Annotated in this window: 6 protein-coding genes and 1 pseudogene; all 7 read right to left on the bottom strand. The window is 67.1% G+C overall.

Translation table 11 applies throughout. The features are described from left to right. On the bottom strand, positions 1 to 1,283 hold a 1,283-nt coding region (locus tag VIQ49_RS23760), incomplete at its 3' end, for an MlaD family protein (protein WP_331889055.1). Next, entirely contained in the window at positions 1,283 to 2,440 is a 1,158-nt protein-coding gene (locus VIQ49_RS23755) for an MCE family protein (protein ID WP_331889054.1), read from the bottom strand. The genes VIQ49_RS23760 and VIQ49_RS23755, both read right to left, overlap by 1 nt. After that, on the bottom strand, positions 2,437 to 3,765 hold the full coding sequence (locus VIQ49_RS23750; RefSeq protein WP_331889053.1) for an MCE family protein: 1,329 nt from the start codon (positions 3,763 to 3,765) through the stop codon (positions 2,437 to 2,439). The genes VIQ49_RS23755 and VIQ49_RS23750 overlap by 4 nt, the downstream gene beginning before the upstream one ends. After that, on the bottom strand, positions 3,762 to 4,847 hold the full coding sequence (locus VIQ49_RS23745) for an MCE family protein (protein ID WP_331889052.1): 1,086 nt from the start codon (positions 4,845 to 4,847) through the stop codon (positions 3,762 to 3,764). Before VIQ49_RS23745 ends, VIQ49_RS23750 begins: the two co-directional genes overlap by 4 nt. Continuing rightward, positions 4,847 to 5,887, bottom strand: coding sequence for an MCE family protein (locus tag VIQ49_RS23740; RefSeq protein ID WP_414731703.1), 1,041 nt, complete (start codon positions 5,885 to 5,887; stop codon positions 4,847 to 4,849). Before VIQ49_RS23740 ends, VIQ49_RS23745 begins: the two co-directional genes overlap by 1 nt. Continuing rightward, entirely contained in the window at positions 5,884 to 7,071 is a 1,188-nt protein-coding gene (locus tag VIQ49_RS23735; RefSeq protein ID WP_331889050.1) for an MCE family protein, read from the bottom strand. The genes VIQ49_RS23740 and VIQ49_RS23735 overlap by 4 nt, the downstream gene beginning before the upstream one ends. Before the next feature lie 36 nt (positions 7,072 to 7,107). Next, positions 7,108 to 7,407 (bottom strand): annotated as a pseudogene (locus VIQ49_RS23730) (dihydrodipicolinate reductase); the annotation flags it as partial.

The following is a 7,407-nucleotide window of genomic DNA, read 5'->3' as shown; positions in this document are numbered from 1 at the left end:
CCGAAGATGTTCTCGTCTCTGGTGACGCGGTCGTCGGGCGGTACGCCCTGCGCGATGAGGTTGGGATCGAACGGGCCGGGCCCCAACGCGTGCTGCCGTGTCGCCAGCGGCTGAAAAGGTCTGCCGCTCTTGCATTCCGCGACGGTGGGAGCGTACTTGCCCGGGACGTCCATACACGGGAAGTTGCGGGCCCCCCGCACAGCGATCGGCGAATCCTGAGGCAGCTTGCAGTACAGCCCGTCCGGGGTGTCCAGAGTCGTGGTGTCCGCGGGCGAGCGCCAGGACGAGGGCGGAAGGAACCCGACGGTGCACGCGGGCGGGTCGTCCACCGAGATCCTGAAGTCTCCGACGGGGATACCGGTCGCGTTGTTCGCCCCGACCGCGGACTGGTAGAAGGCGGAGGCGGGGGGAAGCAGCACCAGCAGTTGCTCGAGTCCGGGGCGGTAGGTCACCGCGACCTGCCCCAACGAGGTCAGGTTCGCCAGCAGCACCGGGAGGGTGGGCTTGACCTGCTCCAGTAGCCGCGAAACCTCTTGCACGGCAACGGGTCCGTCGTGCACGATGTGCCGGATCTCCTGGTCGTTGACCACAAGCTGCCTGCTGACGCCCGCCAGACGTGCCGACCAGGTGCGCAGGGCGTCGGCGCTGGCGATCTGGCCGTCGAGGACCGGTCCGGTGTCCTCGATCAGAGCCGACGTGCGGTCGGCGACCGCATCGGTGTCGTGCGCGATCCTGGAGGTGGACTCCACCAATGTCTGCAGGTCGTAGCCCGCGCCGTTGAAGGCGATGAACGATTCATCGAGCAGCTTGTTGAGTTTGTCCTCGGGGATGCTCGCGACCATCGCGCTGAGGTGGTCCATCATCGGACCGACCTGTTGCGGCACGACCGTGGCCGACGCGGGGATCACCGAGCCATCGCGCAGGTACGGGCCGGAGTGGCCGCGCGGTTGGAGATCGACGTACTGTTCGCCGACGGCCGAGACACTGCGCACCTCGGCCCGCAGATCCGCCGGAACCTGAGGCGAGGTCGACAGCGACAGGGTCGCGACGGCGCCGGCGCGGTTGACGTCCACGGCGGTCACCTTGCCGATCTGGACTCCGCGGTAGGTGACGTTGGCGAACCGGTAGAGGCCGCCCGCCTCGGGGAGCTCGAGGGTGACTTCGATCCGCCCGATGCCGAGCAGCGTCGGTGCCTGGACGTACTGCACGATCATCGCGGTGACACCGACGACCGAGGCGATCGTGAAGATCGTCAGCTGGATTCGGACGAGTCGGGACAGCATCAGCCGCCACCTGTCGGAAGTCGGTCCGGCCCCGCCACCCCGGGCGGGGGCGCCACCGCCTCACCCAACGGATTCTTCCAGTAGAACGTCTCGTACCCGGGGTCTCCCGGCGCGGGCACCAGGGGGGCGTTCTCGTCGCCGAACGAGGTGCCTGCGAGCAGTCCGCGCTTGAACCGTCCCAGGGTCAGATCCACGGTGACGAAGAGGTTCATGTAGTCGCCGCGGATGCCCCGGTCGATGATGTTCTGGTTCAACGGGAACGTGAGCGCATAGCCCAGCCCCGTGCTGATGTCGGGTCCGACGTCGGCGAGGGCGCGGAACACCGGTTCGAGATTCGCGAGGTTGGCCACCAGATCGCTCTTGACGCCGGCGACGACGGTCGTGGCGGTGTCGCTGAAGGTTCGCAGCTTGTCAAGCGCCTCGACGAAACGGGCCCGTTCACGCAACAGGACGTCCAAGGCGGCCGGGATGTCGCGAAGGGCGCGGGTGACGAGGTCTCGTTGATTCGCCACCGTTGCGGAGAAGCGGTTCAGCTCGGTCACCGTGGCGATGATGTTGTCCCGCTGGTCATTCAGTGCGCCGACGAAGGTGTCCAGTCTGCCCAGCAGTTCTCGGATGTCGCCCTGCCTGCCGGAGAACACACCGTTGAACGAATGGATGATCTCGCCGAGCTGTCCGAGGCCGCCGGCGTTGACGACGGACGACAGCGCGGCGAGTGTCTGCTCGGTGGACGGGTATGTCGACGAGCGGTCCAGCGCGATGGTGGAGTCGGGTGCCAACGTGCCCGCGGGCGGCTCGTCGACCGGCGCGGCCAGTTCGAGGTGCATCGATCCGAGCAGGCTGGTCTGGCCAACCGCGGCGGTGGTGTTGGCCGGCAGTTCGACCCCTGGCTTGACCGCGATCTTCACCTCGGCGTGCCGCCCCGCCAGCCCGATGTCGCGAATGCTGCCGACCACGACGTCGTCGATCATCACCGGTGAGTTCGGTTCGAGGGTGCCGACGTTGGCGAGCTCGACCGTGTAGGTCGTCGCCCCCTTTCCGCTGCCGACCGCGCCGGGCAGCGGTAGCGAGTTGACACCTTGAAAGCCGCACGCCGCTGCGCAGACGATCACCGTAGCGCCCAGGGCGGTGGTGCGGCGGGCGGCAGCGCGGTTCATGATGGCGGTCCTTCGGCGGGCAGGAGCATCTCGGGCAGAGTCGGTGCCGTCGCGGCGGGGGCGGCCCCCGGTGGCGGGCCTGGTACGGGTGGGGCGCCGGGCACGGGCTGGTAGGCCGAGTCCTCGGGAGCGATCGGCATGAAACCCGATCGGGTGCCGGTGCCGCCGGGTCGTAACTGCGGCTCGGTGTAGATGAGCTTGCTGTCGGAGGGAACCGGGGTGAGCAGCGGATTCACCGGGAAGGGAAGGTAATTGAGACTCACGGTGTCCAGAGCCGGCCCCAGGTAGTGCGCGCAGAGCTTGCCGGACTCGGGTGCGGTGGCGTTGGCCAGCGCGCCGAGCATGCCGCAGAAGAACGCGTTCGGATCCGCGAGATTGTTGAGGACGAACACCCCGCTGGCACCGCCGGTGCGGGGATCCATCATGTTGTAGGCGTTCGCGAGCGCCGAGGGCGCGACGTGCAACACCTGTTCGAGATCCCCGCGATGGTCGACGAGGTTCTGGGTGACGTTGACCAGTCGGGCGACCTGCTCGGACGCGCGGTCGCGGTTGTCCGCGACGAAGCGCTGCACCTCGCCGACGGCCTCGGAGAGGTTGACCAGTGCGGCGTCCAGGTCGCTGCGGCTGCCGTCGAGGACCCTGCTGAGGGTGGCGAGCCGATCCTGGAACTGCACGATCTGCTCATTGCTTTCCCGCAGCACGGCGACGAAAGTCTGCAGGTTGCTGATGATCTCGGTGATGTCGCCGCTTCCGTCGGCGATCACCCTGCTGATCCCTGCCAGCTGGTTGAGGGCTCGCCGGAGCTTCTCCCCGTTGCCGTCCATGGCATCCGCGGCGCTGTCGATGAAGCGGCCCACCGAACTGGTCCGCACCTCCGAGGAGGGGCCGAGGTCAGTGGCCAGCCGGTTCAACTGCTCCTTGACCTCATCCCATTCGACGGGCACCGCGGTCCGCTCCGGGGGGATCACCGCCCCGTCGCTGATGACCGGACCCGAGCTCCCCCCCGGGGTGAGCTGGACGAATCGCGCAGAAACCAGATTCTGGGCCACCACAACCGCTTTCGCGTCGGCGGCCACCCGCACGCCGTGGTCGATCTTCAGGGAGAAGATCGCCTGTGTCGCGTCGGGTTCGATCCCGGTGATGGTGCCGACCTTGACGCCGGCGATACGCACGTCGTCGCCCGGGTAGATCGCGTTGGCGTTCGCGAAGATCGCCGTGATCGTGGTCGGGGCGAAGAACTGCGCTGCGGCGAGGAAGGCGGCCGAACACACCAGTAGTGCAGCGAGCGCGGCGGCGGTCAGTCTTGTCAGCGTCGCGCGGCTCATCGGGGCGGCCTTTCCGGGATCCCGTTGCGAGGGAACGGAAGCTCGGCCCGCGGCCCCGCGCTGTCGGGTGGTTGCCCGGCGTTGACTCCGCGGCGGAACCCGAACGCGTAGTCCAGGAACGGCTGCAGGACGGGCGGTAGGTCTAGGTTCGGTATGTAGGCGGAGTAGTAAGGACCGCTGGACACCGTCTCGCCGAGCGTGATCTGGTACTTCGCCAGCCGCGGGAGCGCCACGGCGATGTTGTCGCGCTGGCGTTCCAGCATCGCCAGCACCGCGTTCAGTTTGTCCAGTGTCGGTGCCAGCTCCTGCTCGTTGTCGTGCACCAGCGCGGTGACCTCCCGGGACACCGCGGAGGTGTAGGCGAGCAGCTCCACGATCGTCCGCCGTCTGTCCGACAGCATCCCCACGAGGTCGTTGCCGTTGAGGATCAGCGTCGAGACCTGTTCGCTACGGGAGGCGAGCACCTCGGTGACATCACGCCCGCTGGCGAACAGCTCACCGAGCGCGGAGTTGCGCGCGTTGAGGGCCTGCGAGATACGTGCCAACCCGTCGAACGTCGGGCCCAGCTGGGGGGCGATCTGGTCGATGGTGGCCGACAGTGTGTCCAGCGACTCAGTGAGTCGGGCGGTGTCGGTGTCGGTGGTGTTGGTGGTCAGTTCGCCGATGGCCTCGGTCAGCGTGTACGGCGACGATGTCCGGGTCAGGGGGATGACCGACATCGGGGACAGCGTTCCCTCGCCTGCGGACTCGAGGGTCAGATTCCGTTGTCCCAGAAGGGTTCCGGTGCGGATATGTGCGGTGGTCTTCGAGCCGAGCGCTGTCGAGCTGTCGACGGTGAAGGTCACCAGCGCATTCGGGTCCTGCAGCGACACCGCGGTCACCTTGCCGAGTTTCATGCCAGAGACGGTGACGTCGTTGCCCACGGCGAGGCCGCTGAGGTCGGCGAACACCGCCTGGTAGCGAATCGACGTCGCCCAGCCCAGGAGCCGCTCGGGTGCCAGCCCGACGGTGATCGTCAGCACGATCACGACGACGCCGATGAAGCCCGCGCGAACGACGCCCGCGCCGCGATACTTCAGCATCAGTTCTCAGCGCACCTTCCGTTGTCCTGCCTGAACACGGGGAACACCGCGGTACGGCCCTGCAGATCGGTGACCCGGACACCGAGTGAGCAGATGTAGTAGTTGACGAAGCTGCCGTACGAACCGATCCGGACCAGCTTGCGGTAGTTCTCGGGCGCCTTGCTGATCGCGGTTTCGGCGCGGTCGAGTTTGCTCTCGATGTTGGGTGCCAGCCGGTGTAGCTGCTCGATGGACCCGGCAAGCGGCGGCCTGGTCTCGGTGAGCAGATCCGACAGGGAGGCGGTCCCGGCGCTCAGGGAGTCGATGGCGGAACCGATCGGCTCCCGTTCGGCGGTGAGCTCGGTGACGAGTCGCTCCAGACGTTCGATCCCGCCGGCGAACTGGTCCCGCTGGTCTCCGATGGTGGCCAGGGTGGTGCGCAGATTGTCGATCAGCTGGTCGATCACCTGGTTCTTGTCGGCCAGCGAGTTGGAGAACGCCGAGGTCCTCGACAACAGGGACTCCACGGTGCCGCCCTGGCCCTGGATGATCTGGATCAGAGATGCGCTGAGCGCATTGACATCCTCAGCGTTGAGGCCTTTGATCACCGGCTTGAGCCCACCGAGGAGGAGATCGAGATCCAGCGCGGGGGCGGTTCGTTCGACCGGGATCTGCGAACCGGCGGGCAGGACCTTCGTCGAGCCCTCGTCGTCGACGAGCTCGAGGAAGCGGTCACCGACCAGGTTCAGATAACGGACCACCGCATGGGTACCGTGGGTGAGCACCACCTCGCGGTCGGCGTCGAACGTCACCACGACCGTCTTGTCCGGTTGCATCGACAGGCCTCTGACGGTGCCGATGCGCACGCCGGCGAACCTGACCGTCTCACCGTCCTGCAGGTTCGAAACATCATTGAACACCGCGGAATAGGTGTTGGTGGACGAGCTGCGGTATTGACCGAAGACGGCGAACAAGCACGCGGTCAACAGCAGCATCACGACGACGAAGGCACCGAGTTTCGGCAGCTCGCGGTTCATCCCTGCAATCCTGCGGCGGCTCATCCCGGCTGCCCGATCTGCGCGCTGTTGCGGGGTGGTCCGTCGATCGGTCCGAACAGGATCTGCTTCAACAAGTCGGAGTTGACGATCGGCCCGCGGTTCCCGTATTTCCACGGGTTGGCGCCGGTGTCGGCGATCACGAAAGGCGGCGCCTTTCCGTAAGGGATCTTGGGCAGGTCGGTGCACTGCGGGCCGCCTGTGGCGGCGACCTTCGGCAGGTCCCCCGGGTACCGGTAGCGGTCCTGACCCCAGAAGAAGCCGGCGAGCACCTCGACACCGGGCACGTTGAGCGGCGGATTGTTGGCCATGATGGTGATGGAACCGAGCCCGCAGGTCAGCGCCTGGTGGTAGTCGCGCAGCAGGGCGGTGGTGGGCGAGAGCAAGCCCAGCACGTCACCGAGTGGTCGCGTGTTCTCGGCCAGCACCGGGCTGCCGATGTCACTGAGGCCGATCGCACTCACCAGCAGTGCGTCGAGGTCGGGTTCCGTGTCGACGACGGTGGTGCTGAGGCGGGCCGTGCTGTCGAGGATCGACATCAGGTCGGGTGCGGCGTCAGCGTAGGCGGCCAGCACAGGGGGCGCCGCCGCGAGATCGCGATCGAGAGCCTCGAGGTGTGGATTGAGCTGTCCCAGTGCGGTGTTGAGGTCTGTGAGGCTCTGGCCGATCTTCTCGCCGCGGCCCCTCATCGCCGACGCGATGGCGCCGAGCGTCTCGTTGAGCTTGTCGGGCTGGATCGAGGACAGCGCGGACACCAGCTGTTCGAACAGCGTGTTGGCTTCGATCATGACGTGCTCGGCGCCGAGGACCTGTCCCGCGCGCACCGGATCCGGTGAGGGATCGTCCGGCGGTATCAGGCGTACCACCTTCGCGCCGAACACCGTCGTGGATGCGATGTCGACGGTCACGTCCTCGGGAATGATCTGCAGCCGGGAGGGCTCGATCGCCAGGTGGAGAGCGGCCGTGCCGTCGGACAGTTCGTCGATCGACTCGACCTTGCCGATCTGCACTCCGTGGAACTGGACCTTGGCGTCCGGGTTCATCACCAGCCCCGCTCTCGGCGAGATGACGGTCAGTGGAACGGATTCGGAGAAATCATCGCGGAACAGCGCGGCAGACAGCGCCACCACCGCCACTGCGGTCGCGACGGTGACGAAGCCGGCCAGCGGGCGTACCTGTGCACGTCGCACCCTCGCTCCTTCCCCCCGACCGCTACCGGTTGTTTCCTACGCCCCGGCGAACGACCCGCGGGGAATCGTCAGGGGGAGATCGACCGAACTGACCAATCCGGGTTGTGCGGCCACGACATACGGGATCGCGTTGACCACGCGCATCGCGGTGGCGACCATCGCGCCGGCTCCTGAGGTCATCCCTTCGATGCCCGCCTTCCGGGGGTCGCGCAGCGTCGCGGCCAGAGTGCAGTCGATATCGGGTTGCCCGGTGATGACCACCCGGTAGGACAGGTCGCCGATGCCGCGCGGCCAATCCGGTGCGACGTCGTGAGCGAGTCGGGTGACGTGCTCGAT

The organism is Williamsia sp., assembly GCF_036566845.1.
Classification (GTDB): domain Bacteria; phylum Actinomycetota; class Actinomycetes; order Mycobacteriales; family Mycobacteriaceae; genus Williamsia.
The sequence above is the reverse complement of the archived record's forward strand: the minus strand, read 5'-3'. Positions and strand labels throughout refer to the sequence as shown.